The following is a 14931-nucleotide window of genomic DNA, read 5'->3' as shown; positions in this document are numbered from 1 at the left end:
GCATAGTGAAGAGAGTTAAAAAATGGAGCGGCCCAGGCGCTCGGCCAGCAGCTCCAGCGCCGCCGTCCCGGCCAGGGAGTTGCCCGCCTTGTTGAGCTCGGGTGACCAGACGCAGATGGAAAGCTCTCCCGGGATCAGCGCCATGATGCCGCCCCCCACTCCGGATTTCCCCGGCATGCCGACCCGGTAGGCGAAGTCGCCCGCCTCGTCATAGAGGCCGCAGGTGGCGAGCAGGGCATTGACCTGCTTGGTGGTCCGGGCCGGCAGCAGGGGCGTGCTCTCGCCAAGGGGGACGCCCCGGTTGGCCAGATAGACGAAGGCTCGTGCCAGATCGACGCAGCTCATGCGGATGGCGCAGGCATTGAAGTAGCTCTGCAATACCTTGTCCACCTCGTTCTCGAAGTTGCCATAGGCCTTCATCAGATAGGCGATGGCGGCATTGCGGGCGGAGTGCTGGTACTCGGAGCGCGCCACCACCTGATCCGCCATGATGGCCGGGTTGCCGCACAGGCGGCGCACCAGTTCCAGAGTGCGTTGGCGGGGAGCGGTGAGCCGGGTTTCCAGCAGATCGCTCACCACCAGGGCACCGGCGTTGATGAAGGGGTTGCGGGGAATGCCCTGCTCGAACTCCAGCTGGACGAGGGAGTTGAACGGCTGACCGGAGGGCTCCTTGCCCACCCGGGCCCAGATCTCCTCCTCCTGATAGAGGGTCAAGGCCAGCGTGAGGCTCAGGGCCTTGGAGATACTCTGGATGGAGAAGGGCTCGAAAGCGTCACCTGCGGTGAACAGTTCCCCTTCAACGGTACAGACCGCGATCCCCAGCCGGTCGGCAGGCACCTGGGCCAGGGCGGGAATGTAATCGGCCACCTTCCCCTGCCCGAGCAGCGGACGCACCTCTTCCAGGATGCCGGCCAGTAATTCGGATGACAACACCATTGGCTATTCCATGACGTGAAACGAGGCGGGGCCAGCCCACCGACAAAAATCCCGCCGGCGGCGGGATTTTCTATCTGCCCGGGAGGCAGTCAGATATCAGGCCGGCTCGCCGTACCAGAGATCGAACAGCTCGGTGACCACCACAGCCTCCAGCCCTTTGCCTTGCAGCCAGGTCTGAACGGCGGAACGGTCTTCGTCGGTGCACTTGCCGAGATGCTGGGTGCAGATCATCCCTTCCCAGGCCAGGTGACCCGAGCCGGCGAAGGCCAGCTTGCGAGGCTCAATCACCTCGTCGATCAGCGCATCGACCACGGCATCAATGGTCTCTTCGGCGGTGCCGACCGGGAAGTTGAAACTGATGTCGAACCCCATTTCCTGGAATTCATCGACGCGCAGTTTCTTGCGCAGACGGCGGCTACGGTTGGCCATGATAGCTCCTTAGTTGATACGTTGACTCAGTTGACTCGTTTGAAAATCAGATCCCAGACACCGTGGCCCAGACGATGGCCACGCTGCTCGAATTTGGTCAGGGGGCGCCAGTCGGGACGGGGCACCCAGTTGCCGGTGGCGGAGGTGTTCTCGTACCCCTCGGCGGCGCTCATCACCTCCAGCATGTGCTCGGCGTAGTTCTCCCAGTCGGTGGCCATGTGGAAGACGCCACCGATGGCAAGCTTCTGGCGGATATCCTGGGCAAAGGCAGGCTGCACGATGCGACGCTTGTGGTGGCGGCTCTTGTGCCAGGGGTCAGGGAAGAAGAGCTGCAGGCAGGAGAGAGAACCGTTCGGGATCATGTGCTCCAGCACTTCCACCGCATCGTGGCAGATGACGCGCAGGTTGGTGACGCCCGCCTCCTGGGCGGTGCCAAGGCAGGCGCCCACACCCGGAGAGTGCACCTCGATGCCGATGAAGTTCTTCTCGGGGGCGTTCTTGGCCATCTCCACCAGGGAGGCGCCCATGCCGAACCCGATCTCCAGCACCACGGGTGCCTCGCGGCCAAACAGGGCCACCATGTCGAGCGGCTCTGGTGCGAAATCGATGCCCATGACCGGCCAGAGCTCTTCCAGGGCCTTCTCCTGCCCTTTGGTCAGGCGGCCTTCGCGACGGACGAAGCTGCGGATCTTGCGCATGAACTTGCCGTCTTCGTTAAACACATCTTGGGTCACAGACATAGTAAATTGCTCGTTATTGCATCGCTCTGGAACAGAGCCGACATAAATGGATCGCTCGTTATTGCATCAGTTCGCAAAAACAGGGGAGCGAATTATCCCAAGATAGGCACAAGGCGCAAGTGTTTCCCACAACAAATCCCCCGGGACTGCCCACTTCCACCGGCAAGGTTGACAAATGCCACCCCCTTCACAGAATCTGCCGGGCGTCGGGTTCATCCTGACGCGGAAAAATAAAACCATATACAACAAAGGATTGCAGTATGAAGAAAACCCTGTTGGCCCTTGTCCTGCCTGCCTTGCTGGCCGGTTGCAACCCCTCTGACAACGACTCCCAACCCCCTGCCCCCGCAGCTCAGGCCCATGAATTTCTGGTGCAACTGAGCTCTGGCGCAGAAGGGATAGGCGCTCGTCCCACGGGCACAGAGGCCGAAACCCGCGCCGCCGCCTGGATCCAGGATCACCTGGCCGGCTGGGGTTACGAGGTGCAGAACCAGCCATTCACCTACACCCGGGGCGGCACAGACCGAACCTCCCAGAACATCGTCGCCGAGCTCAAGGGTCAAAGCGACAAGGTGATCCTCATCGGTGCCCACTATGACAGCACCGGCGAGAAGAAAGGATCCGAAGGCGCCACCGACAACGGGGCCGGCGTCGCCGCCCTGCTGGCGGTTGCCGAGGCACTCAAGGGAGAGACCCTGCCCTACACGGTGCGCTTCGCCTTCTTCGGCGCCGAGGAAAACGGCCTCAACGGCTCCAGAGCCTATGCCGCCAGTCTCGACACCGACGCCGTCGCCAAGCTGCTGGCCATGGTGAACTACGACACCATCGCCGGGGGTGACATCGTCTATGTCCACTCGGCCCACTCCGACGTGGCCGAGTACAACTGCGCCGACCCGAGCCGCTACAGCTTCGATCCCAAGGTGCGCGATCGCCTGCTGGCCATCTCCCAGCAGACCGCCACCCCGTTCGCCATCCACCCCAGCTACAGCGGCTACCCGGAAGGGGAGACCGGCAGCTGGTCCGATCATGCCCCCTTTGCCTGCCTGGGGGTGCCCATCGCCTACGTGGAGGCCACCAACTTCACCATCAACGGGGAAGATGGCTATGACGGCTACTCCCAGAGCACCAATCCGGCGCTGTGGGACTGCTACGACGACGCCACCAAGAGCGCCTGCGACCGGGACAGCGAGACCCAGTGGGGCAAGATTTGGCACACGGAGCATGATCGCCTCGACAAGATGGCCGAGCTCTTCCCGGGCCGGATCGAGCAGCAGCTCGGGGCCAATACCGACCTGATGATCCGCTTCCTCAAGGCGCCGGGGCTCTGACCCCCATCCCGCCCGATGCCCCCCTGACAGGGGTTTTTGCGCCCCTGACCGGGGTCGGGACGATAAAATTCGGGCAGGTGCCAAACCTGCCCTTTTTTATGGATTTTTGTGACAGCCATTGCCTCATTTCTGAAATCTGATACAAACGGATAACCTGGCGGTTGAATGGAGCGACCGCCACCTAGTCAGAGAGAACCCTATGCAGCCGTTTTTTGCCCAGCGCTTCGAGAAGGTCGAGCCTTCCTTTATCCGCGAAATCCTCAAAGTTGCCGCCAATCCGGAGATCATCTCCTTCGCCGGCGGCCTGCCCAACCCCCATCTGTTCCCGGTCAAGGCCATCGAGCAAGCGTGCCAGGACGTGCTGCGCGAGCAGGGAGCCGCCGCGCTGCAATACGCCACCACCGAGGGCTTTGCCCCGCTGCGCCAGTTCATCGCCGACCGCTACCTGAGCCGCCACGGCATGGCCGTCAATCCTGACAACATCCTCATCACCAGCGGCTCCCAGCAGGCGCTGGATCTGCTGGGCAAGGTGCTGGTGAACGAGGGGCAGGATCTCATCATCGAAGAGCCGGGCTACCTTGGCGCCATCCAGGCGTTCTCCGTCTATCAACCGAATTTCAAGCCCATTACCCTGGCGGAAGAGGGGCTGGATCTGGCCGCGCTGGATGCGCTGCTGGAGCAGGGGTCCAGCGCCAGGCTGCTCTACGGCGTGCCCAACTTCCAGAACCCGAGCGGTGTTTCCTACAGCCGCGCCAACCGGGAAGCCCTGGCGGAGCGCCTGGTGCGCCACGATCTGCTGATGGTGGAAGACGACCCCTATGGCGAGCTGCGCTTCGAGGGGGAACACCTCCCTCCCATCGCCAAGCTGGCCCCCCACAACACCGTGCTGCTCGGGTCCTTCTCCAAGACGGTGGTGCCCGCCTTCCGCCTGGGATGGATGGTGGTGCCGGACTGGCTGCGCAAGAAGGTCACCATCGCCAAGCAGGCCACCGACCTGCACAGCAACGCCTTCAGCCAGCAGGTGCTGCACCGCTTCCTGACCGACAACTCCCTCGACGCTCACCTGGAGAAGATCAAGGAGGTCTATGGTCGCCAGCGTGCCGCCATGGAAGCCGCCCTCGCCCGCCACTGTCCGCCCGGCGTCAGCTACACCCGTCCCGAAGGGGGCATGTTCCTCTGGCTGACCCTGCCGCCCAGCGTCAGTGCCATGGCCCTGTTCGACGAGGCCATCAAGGAGAAGGTGGCCTTCGTGCCCGGCGCCCCCTTCTATGTGCGCCCCGAGATCCAGAATACCCTGCGCCTGAGCTTCTCCTGTGTGGATGAGGCGACCACGGAAGAGGGTGTTCAGCGTCTGTGCCGCGCCCTGGCCCGCATGCTCTGAGCCATCCGGCCATAAAAAAACCAGCGACCCGGTCGCTGGTTTTTTTTGCCTCGCGCTTTCCCCTCAGCGCCCCTGCCCGGCCAGCTGGCTGACAAACTCCTTCATGGGCATGGGCCTGCCAAACAGGTAGCCCTGCAGGAAGGTCACCTCGCGGGCCTTCAGATAGTCGGCCTGCACCTGATTCTCCACCCCTTCCGCCACCAGTTGCAGACCGAGCCGGGTCGCCAGATCGATGACGTTCTCCACGATGTGGCTGGAGAGCGCGTCCGACCCAATCATGCCGACGAAGCTCTGATCGATCTTGAGGAAGTCGACCTGGAAGGTCTGCAGGTAGGTCAGGCTGGAGTGGCCGGTGCCGAAATCGTCGATGGCGATGAAGACCCCGAGGGCATGCAGCTCGGCAAAGAGCCGGTCCGTCGTCTCGTCCGCCACGATGAGCTCGCGCTCGGTCAGCTCCAGCACCAGCTTGATGGGATTTCCCTTGAAGGCGTTGATGAAATCCCGGCAATCTTCCACCAGGCTCAGATCCTTGCAGTGGCTGGCGCTGATGTTGAAGCCGAAGTGGAACCCTCGCGGCAGATGGTGCGCCTTACCCGCAAACTGTTCGCGCACCTGCGCCATCAGCAGCCGGGTCATGGGCACGATGAGGCCACTGTCCTCTGCCAGGGGAATGAAGCGATCCGGCGAGATCATCCCCTGACGGGGGTGTTGCCAGCGCATCAGCACCTCGCAACCGCTCCATTGGCCGTCCTCCCCGTTCACCACGGGTTGCAGATAGGGGATGAACTCCTGCTGGGAGAGTGCCCGTTTCAGCTCCTGGGCCGGCGAAGTCGAACGGCCCATCAGCCAGAAGACCGCCACCCCGAGCAGCAGGCTCAGCAGAGGATAAATAATGACGCCCACCTTGGAGTAGTCCCAGATGTGGGCACGGTACTCATCCACCGACACCGTGGTCACTACCTTGAACGGGTACCTGTTCGAGACCTGTTCTAGATAGCCACTGCGGTCCTTGGGGATCAGCTTGTCGGTGAGCTCGCTGTTTCGCAGCAGCATCTCGTTGCCGACCACCAGCCCCAGTGGGGAGTTGCGGCTCAGCATGTCCAGGATGTTGAGCAGGTAGTAGCCGTCGACCCCCACCAGCACGCTGAACTCGCCCACCTCTTCCCGGTAGGCGATGAGGGGGCGATTCGGGGTGACCGGGTTGCCCTTCATCAGGTCGAGCCTGCCCCCGACATAGTCTTCCAGCTTGATGCCGCCATCGACCGGGCCATAGAGGGAAGAGCAGTAGATCCGATCTCCCCTGGCCAGGTTGACGCTGCGCACATCCGGCACCGTGGCCACCTGATCCCTGAGCCCCTGCACCACCTCGAGACAGGGCCTGCCCAGGCTGCCGGTGAGGGCCGACGCCGCCAACTGGGCATTGTCCAGAGTGCGGTCGAACATGACCCTGGCATGTTCCAGGCGCGCCACCGCATCCTGTTTCACGCCGGTGGCGGTCTGCCAGATGACGATGACGAGCCCAAGGAGCATGGGCAACAGACCGGCCAGCAAGGCACAGAGCAGCCGGACATAGAATTGACGCACCTTCAAACGTCGAAATGGCATAACGGCCCTCATGAACATGGCGAAAAAGCGCTCGAGTTTACCCGCTGGCGCCCGTTTGGCAAGCCGGAATGAGCCCCTGATACCGCCGCGCCACGGCGCCCCCCGTGGTCGCAAAGCCCGGCTGCCCCGTGAACAAAGGGGGCGGCGTCTTGGGAGACAAAAATCATAATGCTCATAAAAACAGGAGCTTGTCCATCGGGCACCCAGGCTCTAGAGTAGACCCTAGAGCGTCAGGGAGGCAGGACATGAAGATACTGATCACGGGGGGCACGGGGTTTATCGGCCGCCGTCTGGTGGCACACCTCAAGGTGGCGCACGAAGTAGTCGTGCTGACCCGTCAGGGCAGCCGGGCCTACGAGCTGCTCGGCCACGATGTCACCCTGCTGGACAGGCTGGATCACCTCAATGACGTGGACATCGTCATCAACCTGGCCGGCGAACCCATCGCCGCCGGACGCTGGAGCGAGCCCCGCAAGCAGTTGCTCTGCAACAGCCGCTGGCTGCTGACCGAACAGCTGGTGGATCTCGTCAAACTCTCCAGCACGCCCCCCAGATTGCTGCTCAATGCCTCCGCCATCGGCTGGTATGGCCGCCAGGATGACGCCCCTCTGGATGAAACATGCCAGAGCCCTCACGACGAATTCACCCACCGTCTCTGTCAGCAGTGGGAGCAGCTTGCCCAGCAGGCCCGCTCGGCCCAGACCCGGGTCTGCATCCTGCGCATCGGCCTGGTACTCGGCATGGAGGGGGGCGCCTTGCCCAGGATGCTGCCCCCTTACCGCCTCGGCCTCGGCGGCCCCATGGGCAGCGGCACCCAGATGATGAGCTGGATCCACGTGCAGGATCTGGTGCGGGCCATGCTGTTTCTCATCGAGCACGGCGAGTGTGACGGCATCTTCAACGGCACGGCCCCGCAACCGGTCAGCAATCGCCGGTTCAGCGAGACCCTGGCCGCCACGCTCCATCGCCCGCACCTCTTCTTCGTACCGGCCCCCCTCCTGCGACTCCTGATGGGAGAGGCCGCGGATCTGCTGCTCACCGGACAGCACGTGCTGCCCGCCCGCTTGCAGCAGGCCGGTTTTCACTTCAGCTTCCCGGCCCTGCCCGGCGCTCTGGACAATCTGCTGCACTCACCCCGTTGACCCAATGACACATCCCGACCGAGGTCGGGATGTGTCGAGCCATCAGAGCAGCCCCTGCCCCAACCCCCTGAGCCGGTCGCTCAGGGTACCCGCCAGCAGTTGGCGGCGCATGCCTTGTCCGGCCAGGGTCACCAGCACGGCCCCAAGCAGGGGGAGTGCAGCCCAGATGGCCCAGTGGAACTGCCACTGCGCCCCCTCCCACCACCACTGCAGACCGAAGGAGCAGAGCTCCACCACCATGGCGGCGCAGAGCCCTGCTAGGGCACCGCTCGCCACCAGCTCCCAGCGCAGCATCTTCTCGAGCAGGGCGCTGCCCGCCCCCAAGGTGCGCATCAGCAGCAGCTCCCGGCGCCGATGGGCCATGCCGGCCTGGGTCTGGGTCAGCAGCACCAGCAGGGCGGCTACCGTCACCAGCCCGAGCATCAACCCCAGGGCGCGGCTCACCTGATCGGAGACCAAAGTGAGGCGGCCTATCAGATCCTCCACATCGATGAGGCTCACCGTGGGGTGGCGGCGGATGAGTTCCACCTCTGCCCCTCGCCCCTCAGGCGGCAGACGATAGCTGCCGAGCCAGGTCTGGGAGAAGGGGGCCAGCACGTCCGGCGAGAAGATCATGTAGAAGTTCGGCCTCATGTTGTCCCACTTGATGGACCTCAGGCTGGTCACCCTGGCCTCGAACGCCCGCCCCTCTATGGTGAAGCCGAGCACGTCGCCGAGTGCGATGCCGAGCCGTCCCGCCAGTGCCTCGTCGACGGAGACCTCCCCCTTGCCGGCCAGCCATTGACCGGCAGTGACCTTGTTGTCGGCGGGCAGGGCCGATGTGGTGGTGAAGTTGAGCTCTCTGTCCACCCCCTCCCGCGCCGCATCCTCCCCCACCGCCTCACCGGCGATACGGGTCAGGCGCCCGCGCACCATGGGGTAGAAGTCCGAGGTGATGGCCCCGGCCTGGTGCAGATCGGCCAGGATCCCTTCCCGTTCGCTGTCCGCCACATTGACCAGGAAGCGGTTCGGGGCGTCGGCAGGCAACCGGGTGGAAAAATCCTCCAGCAGATCGACCCGCGCCGCCCACAGCAGCCCGAACAGCATCAGGGCCAGGGCGAAGCCCGCCAGCTGGAACAGACCACTACCCCGCTCACGGGAGAGGTGATTGATGGCCAGGCGCAGGGCATGGGGCCCCTTGAGCCGACTGCCAAGGCGCAGCAGCACGGAGGCGAGCAGGGCCAGCAGCGCCATCAACACCCCCATGCCGCCGATGAGCCCGCAGGCCAGCCTGATGTCGGCGGTAAAGCCCCACACCAGGGCAAACAGCCCGATGAGCCCCACGGGCACCGTCAGCCAGGGAGGGATCCCCGCCTCCAGCTCCCGGCGCAGCACCCGCAGCGGCGGTACCTTGAGCAGCCTCAGGAAGGGGACGAACGCCAGCATCAGGGTGATGAAGAAGGCGACCGCGAGGCCCAGGGCGAAGGGTCGCCAGGAGGGGGGCGGCAGATCCGCAGGCAGCAGATCCCCCAGCAGGTTCAGGGTCAGCCACTGCATGGCGCTGCCCGCCACCAGCCCCATCAGGGCCCCCACCAGGGTCAGGGAGAACAGCAGGGTGCCCATCAGTTGCCACAGGGTGCGCCGCGAGGCCCCCAGGGTCTTGAGCAGGGCCACCATGTTGGTCTGGCGCTCGGCGAAATGGCGCACCGCTATCCCCATGGCCAGGGCGCCGAGCAGCACGCCGGCAAGGGATGCCAGACGGAAGAAGCGCTCGGCATTGCCCAGGGATTTCCCCACCTGGGTACCCTGATCGTCGGGTTTGACGAGCTTCTGCCCGGCGCTCAGCCTGGGGTTGAGCCAGGCCTCATAGCGGGCGATGGCGTCACGGGGCCCCTTGACGAGATAGCGCCACTGCTGGCGACTGCCCGGCAGCAGGGCCCCGGTCGCCTCGATATCGGCGCTGTGGATCAAGGCCCTTGGCGCCATCTGGAAGGGACTGAACCCCTGATCCGGCTCCTGGCCCAGCTCCCCAGCCACCGTCAGCCGGGTGTTGCCGACCTCGAGTGCCTCCCCCACCTTGGCGCCGAGCAGCTGCATCACCCTGGCGGAGAGCCAGATCTCGCCGGGTGCCGGGGCGCGCTGGGGAGTGAGCTCCAGCTTGCCGTAGAAGGGAAAATCCCCGGGCACGGCGCGGATGGAGGCCAGTTGCAGGGTATCGCCGTGAAACAGCATGCTGTTGAAGCTGACCGTGGTCTGCACGGCCAGCCCCTCCTGGTGCGCCTGCGCCAGCCACTCTGCCGGTGCCGGCGTCGCGGAGCGCAGCACCCTGTCCCCTCCGATGAAATCCCGCCCGGAGGCCTTGAGCCCCGCGTCCAGCCGATCCGCCACCAGAGCCACGCTGAGCACGCAGGCGACGCTCAGCGCCAGCGCCAGCACAAACCAGCGCAGCTCGCCGCTGAACCCTTCCCGACGCAGCAGCTTCAATCCCAGTCGCCACTGACTCATGACAGCTCTCCCACCCTGGCCGCCATGACAGCCTGTGCCTCCAGCCGCCCGGCTGACATCACCAGCTGCCGCTGGCAGCGCTGGGCCAGCTCATGGTCATGGGTCACCACCACCAGGGTGGTGTTGTGCTCGCGGTTGAGACGAAACAGCAGTTCGATCACCGTCTCCCCCGTTTTGCTGTCGAGGTTGCCGGTGGGCTCGTCCGCCAGCAGCAGGCTGGGGCGGGTCATGAAGGCACGGGCAATGGCGACCCGCTGCTGCTCGCCGCCAGAGAGGCGCGGCGGCAGGTGGTGCAACCGCTCCCCCAGACCGACCTGGGCCAGCAGCTCCCGGGCACGGGGCTCGCTGTCGGTCTCCCCCCGCAGCTCGGCCGGCAACATGACGTTTTCCAGGGCGCTCAGGGTGGGCAGCAGCAGGAACGACTGGAACACGAACCCCACCTGCTCGGCCCGCAGCCTGGCGCGTCCCTCCTCGTCCAGCCGGGTGAGGGAGTGGCCGAGGATCTCTATCTCGCCGCTGCTCGGCAGATCGAGACCGGCCAGCAAACCGAGCAGAGTGGACTTGCCGGAACCGGACGCACCGACCAGCGCCAGCGTCTCGCCGGTATTGACTTGCAGATCGATCCCTTCAAGGATGGTGAGGCTTTCCTGACCGAGGCGAACGGTTTTACCGAGTCCCCTGACGGCGATAATGGGCGTTGAACTCATCTTGGGTATCCTGTTTGCCTGAACCTGTAATGACAATAGAACGTGGGAGTTGACTGCATGATGCGTCTCTTGTTTGCCGTGAGTTGCCTGTGCTGCTGGGCAGCGTCCGTCCAGGCCCAGACCCTGCTGGTACTGGGCGACAGCCTGAGCGCCGGCTACCAGATGCAGGCCGAACAGAGCTGGCCTGCCCTGCTCAATGAAAAGTGGCGGCAGCAGGGGGGAGAACACACCCTCATCAATGCCAGCATCAGCGGTGAAACGACCCAGGGCGGCCTGGCCCGCCTGCCCGCCCTGCTTGAAACCCACAAACCGGACTGGGTGTTGATCGAACTCGGCGCCAACGACGGGCTGCGGGGCTTTGCTCCCGCCATCACCCGGGCCAACCTGACCAAGATGATCGAGCTCACCCGGGCGCACCAGGCGAAGACGGTGCTGACCCAGATCCTGCTACCCCGCAACTATGGGGCGCGCTATCTGCAGCAGTTCGAGCAGATCTTCCCGGATCTTGCGAAGGCCAACGACCTGCCGCTGATGCCCTTCTTTCTGGATGATATTGTGCTGCGCCCTGAACTCATGATGAACGATGGACTGCACCCGACGGCCGCCGCCCAGCCCCGGATCCGCGACAAGGTCGCCCGCTTTGTCGAGCCTCTGCTGACACAATAACCCGGTGGCCGGGCCCATGGCCCTTCCCCTTGCCCATGAAAAAGCCCCCGCATGGCGGGGGCTTTTTCATGGTTCGGCGTGCCGGGTTCAACGGCCCAGGATCTGCCGCATCCGCTGCTGGGCCACGTCCACCAGCAAGTCGGGCTGGAATTTGGAGATGAAGCGATCACACCCCACCTTCTTGACCATGGCCTCGTTGAAGTTGCCGCTCAGGGAGGTATTGAGGGTGATGAAGAGATCGGACATGCGCGGATCGCTGCGCACTTCGTGAGTCAGGCGATAACCATCCATCTCCGGCATCTCGGCATCCGTGATCATCAGCATGATCTCGTCGGTCACCTTCTTGCCCGCATCGCACCACCCCTTGAGCAGCTTGAGGGCCTGCAAGCCGTCCTGGCACTCGATGACCTCGAGCCCAAGCTGGGCGAGGGTCTCGCGCACCTGGTTGCGGGCCGTGCTGGAGTCATCGACGATGAGCACCCGACGTCCCTGCATCTGGGGCAGGATCTCTTCGTCCAGCACCTCGGACGAGATGCGCACGTCATAGGTGATGATCTCCGCCAGCACCTTCTCCACGTCGATGATCTCGACGATCTGGTCAACGCCCCCTTCCGGGATGCGGGTGATGGCGGTGAGGTAGTTGGCACGACCCGCCGAACGGGGCGGCGGCAGTATGTCCTTCCAGGTCATGTTGACGATGTGGGCCACCTGCCCCACCAGGAACCCCTGAATGGTGCGGTTGTACTCGGTGATGATGAGGTTGGACTCCTGATCGATGGCCATGGGACGCATCCCGATGGCACCGCGCAGGTTGATGACGGGGATGGAGACGCCGCGAATGTTGGCGACGCCGCTGATGTTGTGGTGGGACCCCGGCATCTTGTTCAGATGAGGCAGCTTGACCACTTCCCGCACCTTGAAGACGTTGATCGCAAACAGTTGCTGGGCACCCAAACGGAACATCAGCAGTTCCAGGCGATTCTCCCCTACAAGCTGGGTACGTTGATCCACTGAATCCAATATGCTCGCCATATAACGCCCTTACGTCCATTTCCCGAAATTGCCCCGCACCGGAGCTGCGACATGCCAACCAGCCCCGCTTTCCCTGTCGGGACAACGCAAGCCTATATAGAAATAATGAAAAGCGTCGAGGAAAGATAGGATCTTGACCACGGGGCGTGATCATCGCCCCATCACTGCCTCATGGCAAGCACAGCCACGCACCGGCCCCGACAACAAGGGTATCGACCACACAGGGCCATTGCTGAACCCCGGCGTGCCGCTCTTGTCATCCAGCGCGGTCCGCCAGCAACAAAAAGACCGACCACATGGGCCGGTCCTGGGATGTGCAGTGCGTCCGGGACGACTTAGAAGTTGTACTGCAGGGCCACGGCGACGATGTCGTCGGTGGACTTGTTCAGGCTGTTCTTGCCGGTGGAACCCACTTCGTCCAGCAGGTTGATCTTGTAGTCCACGTAGGCATTGAAGTTGTCAGTGAAGTTGTACCAGGCACCCACGGAGACGTATTCGGTCGCGGTGTCATCGATGCCGTGAGCGCTGTCCTTCACGTCGGTACGCAGGTAGGCCAGGGAGGGCTTGAACTTCGGCGTGATGTTGTACTGCACGACCGCTTCGTAGCCATCCATCTTCTCGGCGTAACCGCGCAGGGAGCCGGTATCCACGAAGAGGTGATCTTCACCGTGGGAGTAGGTGGCGGCCATGTAGAGGTTGCCGACGGCATACTTGGCGCCCACCCCGAACAGCTTGGCATCGTTGTCGCCGCCGAAGCTCACGTTCTCGGCCTGTTCGTCGGTCTTGCCTGCCTGGTTGTAGGCGGCACCCAGGCTCAGGCCCATGTTGAAGTCATAGTTGGCAGAGAGGGCATACCCCTCGGAAGAACCTTTCGGGCTCCAGGTGCTGTTCGGACCGACGCGCTCGCTGCGGCTCGCGTTCTGCGGGTCGTTGTTGCCGGTGAACTGGGCACCCAGGGTCAGCCCCTGCCAGTTGTACATGTACTGGGCCAGGCCGTTGGTACGGCCGGTGCCGAACACCTCGGTGTCCTTGCCCAGACCATCACCACCCCACTCCGGCAGCACGTCTGTGTAGTTGTTCACCGCCTTGGTGAACAGACCGTCCTGGCGGCCGTAGCTGAAGGCACCGAAGCGATCGTGCTTGATGCCCGCATAGGCGTAACGCAGCTCGTCGTTGTCAGAACCGGAGACCGGCAGGTTGTACTCGGCGAAGCCGAACGCGGTCAGATCCTCGTCAACCTTGGTTTCACCTGCGATGTGCAGACGCAGGTAGCTGGCATCGCCTTCGGTGGCGTTGTCATCGGTGCCGTAGTACATGCCGTTGACGCGGCCGCCGATGTCCAGTTTGGTACCATTCTGATCGTAAACGTTGGCGGCCTGTGCACCACCGGCCAGCAGCAGGCTGGAGATGGCCATCGTCAATGCTGTCTTTTTCATTGTTCTTTCCTCAGGTGTAAGCACTCTCTGTCAGACCAGAGTTCGGTCGTGATGATCGGTTGATGTGCCGATGGCCTAAGGTAGATCCGGAAACCTTGTTGACATCCTCCCCCACCTTAGCGCTTCGCGTCACAGGAGGGGGATTCCCATTACTGGGTGATAGCTGCTCGCGCAGTACCGGGTTCCTGCTTCATCGGGCGGCCTGATTGCACCACGCCTCCACAGGCTAAAACGGCGTGTCCCGCCGCTAAAATATTGCGAGCGCCGTTCACATCGGCGTTCGCCTCATAACCACACGCAGCGCATTTAAACTGGCTTTGCGTCTGGCGGTTATCCTTCGCAGTATGCCCACAACAGGCGCACTGCTGGCTCGTGTAGGCCGGCTTTATCGCCAACACCTGACCGCCTCGCCATGCCTGCTTATATTCGAGCTGGCGGCGCAGCTCAAACCAGCCCTGATCTAATATCGAACGATTCAGCCCTGATTTTGCCCGGACGTTGCGCCCCGGCTGGCTGGTCGTGCCCGCTGCTGATTTTGACATGCTGGCAACCTTCAAATCCTCAATGACGATCATCGCGTGGTTTTTGCTGATAGTCGTTGTGACCTTGTGAAGGTAATCGCGGCGGGTATTGGCGATATGTGAATGCAGCCGCTGGATCTTGGCTTTTTGTTTCTTCCAGTTGCTGCTGAACTTTACCTTTTTGCTCAACTGGCGTTGGAGCCTTGCCAGCTTGGTCTGATTGGTTTTGAAGCTGTTGACGGGCTCAAACACCGTGCCATCTGACAGGGTTGCGAGCTTGGCGATCCCCGCATCTAGCCCGACCATTGAGCCGGAGGGGTGAATTGGCTCAAGCGTCTCCTGCTCGACCTGAAAGGAGATATACCAGTGCCCGGCTGTTTGGCTGACGGTCGCGTTTTTAATTTTCCCTTCAACTGGCTGGGACTGACGGAACTTGACCCACGCCAGCCCGGCAGGCAGCTTCACTCGACCCTTTTCAAGGCGGCAATACTTGTCGAAGTTGACGAACCGGATAGCGTCGCGGT

The 14931-nt window shown here is 63.2% G+C and carries 13 protein-coding genes; 4 read left to right on the top strand and 9 right to left on the bottom strand.

The annotated features are described in order from the left end of the window. Positions 1-15: 15 nt before the first annotated feature. The 3 genes from glsB to trmB all read right to left on the bottom strand — a co-directional run bounded on the left by glsB (position 16) and on the right by trmB (position 2105). Positions 16-936 (bottom strand): glutaminase B, encoded by a 921-nt coding sequence (gene glsB, locus J9893_RS19070; RefSeq protein WP_010675499.1) that lies wholly within the window; start codon positions 934-936, stop codon positions 16-18. A 96-nt stretch (positions 937-1032) separates the two neighbouring features. Then, entirely contained in the window at positions 1033-1365 is a 333-nt protein-coding gene (locus tag J9893_RS19065) for a YggL family protein (protein ID WP_201972649.1), read from the bottom strand. A gap of 26 nt (positions 1366-1391) precedes the next feature. Continuing rightward, positions 1392-2105: a tRNA (guanosine(46)-N7)-methyltransferase TrmB gene (trmB, locus tag J9893_RS19060; protein ID WP_010675501.1), complete on the bottom strand. Its 714-nt coding sequence runs from the start codon at positions 2103-2105 to the stop codon at positions 1392-1394. Between the two features lie 260 nt (positions 2106-2365). Between trmB and J9893_RS19055 the strand changes: the two genes are divergently transcribed. Continuing rightward, a complete protein-coding gene (locus tag J9893_RS19055) occupies positions 2366-3433 on the top strand; it encodes a M20/M25/M40 family metallo-hydrolase (RefSeq protein WP_049636588.1) in 1068 nt (355 codons plus the stop codon). A 199-nt stretch (positions 3434-3632) separates the two neighbouring features. Beyond that, positions 3633-4814, top strand: a complete 1182-nt coding sequence (locus tag J9893_RS19050) for a PLP-dependent aminotransferase family protein (protein ID WP_041215746.1) — start codon at positions 3633-3635, stop codon at positions 4812-4814. A 63-nt stretch (positions 4815-4877) separates the two neighbouring features. Here the strand turns inward: J9893_RS19050 and J9893_RS19045 are convergent, their stop codons facing one another. Then, a complete protein-coding gene (locus J9893_RS19045) occupies positions 4878-6419 on the bottom strand; it encodes a cyclic diguanylate phosphodiesterase (protein WP_043156005.1) in 1542 nt (513 codons plus the stop codon). 245 nt (positions 6420-6664) lie between these two features. On the opposite strand from J9893_RS19045, the gene J9893_RS19040 reads away from it, so the two are divergent. Next, positions 6665-7561: a TIGR01777 family oxidoreductase gene (locus J9893_RS19040; protein ID WP_210600863.1), complete on the top strand. Its 897-nt coding sequence runs from the start codon at positions 6665-6667 to the stop codon at positions 7559-7561. Positions 7562-7603: 42 nt separating this feature from the next. Here J9893_RS19040 and J9893_RS19035 read toward each other — a convergent pair whose 3' ends face one another. Both J9893_RS19035 and J9893_RS19030 read right to left on the bottom strand, forming a co-directional pair. After that, positions 7604-10045 (bottom strand): FtsX-like permease family protein, encoded by a 2442-nt coding sequence (locus J9893_RS19035; protein WP_200163828.1) that lies wholly within the window; start codon positions 10043-10045, stop codon positions 7604-7606. After that, positions 10042-10752: an ABC transporter ATP-binding protein gene (locus tag J9893_RS19030; protein WP_042016058.1), complete on the bottom strand. Its 711-nt coding sequence runs from the start codon at positions 10750-10752 to the stop codon at positions 10042-10044. The genes J9893_RS19035 and J9893_RS19030 overlap by 4 nt, the downstream gene beginning before the upstream one ends. A gap of 57 nt (positions 10753-10809) precedes the next feature. Here J9893_RS19030 and J9893_RS19025 point away from each other — a divergent pair, with 57 nt between their 5' ends. After that, positions 10810-11418, top strand: coding sequence for an arylesterase (locus J9893_RS19025; RefSeq protein WP_201972651.1), 609 nt, complete (start codon positions 10810-10812; stop codon positions 11416-11418). Positions 11419-11505: 87 nt separating this feature from the next. Here J9893_RS19025 and J9893_RS19020 read toward each other — a convergent pair whose 3' ends face one another. The 3 genes from J9893_RS19020 to J9893_RS19010 all read right to left on the bottom strand — a co-directional run. Continuing rightward, positions 11506-12450, bottom strand: a complete 945-nt coding sequence (locus J9893_RS19020) for a chemotaxis protein CheV (protein WP_041212426.1) — start codon at positions 12448-12450, stop codon at positions 11506-11508. Positions 12451-12785: 335 nt separating this feature from the next. Then, positions 12786-13886 carry a porin gene (locus J9893_RS19015; RefSeq protein ID WP_029314791.1) on the bottom strand — a complete coding sequence of 367 codons (1101 nt, stop codon included), beginning with the start codon at positions 13884-13886 and terminating at the stop codon, positions 12786-12788. Positions 13887-14035: 149 nt separating this feature from the next. Beyond that, positions 14036-14931, bottom strand: an 896-nt coding sequence (locus J9893_RS19010) for an RNA-guided endonuclease TnpB family protein (RefSeq protein WP_210621934.1), incomplete at its 5' end; no start/stop codon positions are given.

This window comes from Aeromonas sp. MaB10011B (assembly GCF_017939325.1).
In the GTDB taxonomy this organism is placed as follows: Bacteria; Pseudomonadota; Gammaproteobacteria; order Enterobacterales; family Aeromonadaceae; genus Aeromonas; species Aeromonas caviae.
The sequence above is the reverse complement of the archived record's forward strand: the minus strand, read 5'-3'. Positions and strand labels throughout refer to the sequence as shown.

Excerpts from the sequence above, each read along its gene's own strand:
- glsB (WP_010675499.1), bottom strand. The coding sequence starts at position 936 with ATGGTGTTGTCATCCGAATTACTGGCCGGCATCCTGGAAGAGGTGCGT.
- J9893_RS19065 (WP_201972649.1), bottom strand. The coding sequence starts at position 1,365 with ATGGCCAACCGTAGCCGCCGTCTGCGCAAGAAACTGCGCGTCGATGAA.
- trmB (WP_010675501.1), bottom strand. The coding sequence starts at position 2,105 with ATGTCTGTGACCCAAGATGTGTTTAACGAAGACGGCAAGTTCATGCGC.
- J9893_RS19055 (WP_049636588.1), top strand. The coding sequence starts at position 2,366 with ATGAAGAAAACCCTGTTGGCCCTTGTCCTGCCTGCCTTGCTGGCCGGT.
- J9893_RS19050 (WP_041215746.1), top strand. The coding sequence starts at position 3,633 with ATGCAGCCGTTTTTTGCCCAGCGCTTCGAGAAGGTCGAGCCTTCCTTT.
- J9893_RS19045 (WP_043156005.1), bottom strand. The coding sequence starts at position 6,419 with ATGCCATTTCGACGTTTGAAGGTGCGTCAATTCTATGTCCGGCTGCTC.
- J9893_RS19040 (WP_210600863.1), top strand. The coding sequence starts at position 6,665 with ATGAAGATACTGATCACGGGGGGCACGGGGTTTATCGGCCGCCGTCTG.
- J9893_RS19035 (WP_200163828.1), bottom strand. The coding sequence starts at position 10,045 with ATGAGTCAGTGGCGACTGGGATTGAAGCTGCTGCGTCGGGAAGGGTTC.
- J9893_RS19030 (WP_042016058.1), bottom strand. The coding sequence starts at position 10,752 with ATGAGTTCAACGCCCATTATCGCCGTCAGGGGACTCGGTAAAACCGTT.
- J9893_RS19025 (WP_201972651.1), top strand. The coding sequence starts at position 10,810 with ATGATGCGTCTCTTGTTTGCCGTGAGTTGCCTGTGCTGCTGGGCAGCG.
- J9893_RS19020 (WP_041212426.1), bottom strand. The coding sequence starts at position 12,450 with ATGGCGAGCATATTGGATTCAGTGGATCAACGTACCCAGCTTGTAGGG.
- J9893_RS19015 (WP_029314791.1), bottom strand. The coding sequence starts at position 13,886 with ATGAAAAAGACAGCATTGACGATGGCCATCTCCAGCCTGCTGCTGGCC.